3 protein-coding genes are annotated in these 1,139 nt (G+C 68.7%); 2 read left to right on the top strand and 1 reads right to left on the bottom strand.

All coding sequences use genetic code 11. From position 1 onward, the window contains the following. The coding region (locus AC1D15_RS33520) for a zinc ribbon domain-containing protein (RefSeq protein WP_477829460.1) at positions 1 to 78 on the bottom strand (78 nt) is incomplete at its 3' end. Positions 79 to 160: 82 nt separating this feature from the next. Between AC1D15_RS33520 and AC1D15_RS33525 the strand changes: the two genes are divergently transcribed. Beyond that, a complete protein-coding gene (locus AC1D15_RS33525; RefSeq protein WP_477829458.1) occupies positions 161 to 868 on the top strand; it encodes a fumarylacetoacetate hydrolase family protein in 708 nt (235 codons plus the stop codon). A gap of 28 nt (positions 869 to 896) precedes the next feature. Then, the coding region (locus AC1D15_RS33530; RefSeq protein ID WP_477829459.1) for a glutathione S-transferase N-terminal domain-containing protein at positions 897 to 1,139 on the top strand (243 nt) is incomplete at its 3' end.

The raw sequence follows: 1,139 nt of genomic DNA on the forward strand, positions 1-1,139 counted from the left end.
GTTGTCATCGGGCGGGATGCTGTAGCTGACCGGCGATCCGCAGGTCTTGCAGTGCTTGAAGCTTCGGGCCTTGAACATCGCAGGGAGTTTAGCCGTGAGTTTTCAGCCCTCGTGGCATCATCCCGCCATCCCCCAACAGACTCTCTGCGGAGCGACTTCCATGAGCCACGTCGTGCCGGTTCCGGCCACCCCTTCCGTGCCCGTCGTCGGCGCGCAACCCGGCGACACCTTCCCGGTGCGCCGCATCTACTGCGTCGGCCGCAACTACGTCGACCATGCGATCGAGATGGGCCACACCGGCCGCGAGGCGCCGTTCTTCTTCCTGAAGCCGGCCGACGCGGTGCTGCCGGTGGCCGAGGGCACGACCGGGCAGATGCACTACCCGAGCGCCACCAAGGACCTGCACCACGAGGTCGAGCTGGTCGTCGCGATCGGCAAGGGCGGGCGCAACATCCCGGCGGCCCAGGCGCTCGACCATGTGTACGGCTATGCCGTCGGGCTCGACATGACGCGCCGCGACCTGCAGGGCGAGGCCAAGAAGCTGGGCCGCCCGTGGTGCAGCGGCAAGGGCTTCGACGAATCGGCGCCGATCGGCCCGGTGCGGCCGGCCGCGCTTTGCCAGGTGGGCGCCGACACGCGCATCGAGCTGAAGGTCAACGGCACGCTGCGCCAGCACAGCGTGATCGGCAAGCTGATCTGGAACATCCCCGAAATCATCGAGCAGCTGTCCGGGCTGTGGGAGCTGGCCCCCGGCGACCTGATCTTCACCGGCACGCCCGAGGGCGTGGCCGCGGTCGTCACCGGCGACACGCTGAGCGCGAAGGTCGACGGCGTCGGCAGCCTGCAAGTGCAGCTGGTGGCCCGCTGATGGCGGTCCTGTGACAGGCGTGCACGGCATGCAGCTCTACAGCTACTTCCGGTCGTCGGCCTCGTTCCGCGTGCGCGTCGCGCTCGCGCTGAAGGGGCTGGCCTACGACTACGTGCCGGTGCACCTGGTCAAGAACGAGCAGACGCAGCCGGCCTTCGCCGCGCTGTCGCCCGGGCGGCTGGTGCCGGTGCTGAAGGACGACAACGCGTTGCTGTCGCAATCGCTCGCGATCATCGAGTACCTCGACGAGACCCATCCGCAGCCGCCGCTG

Source organism: Rhizobacter sp. P2_H2 (assembly GCF_056403375.1).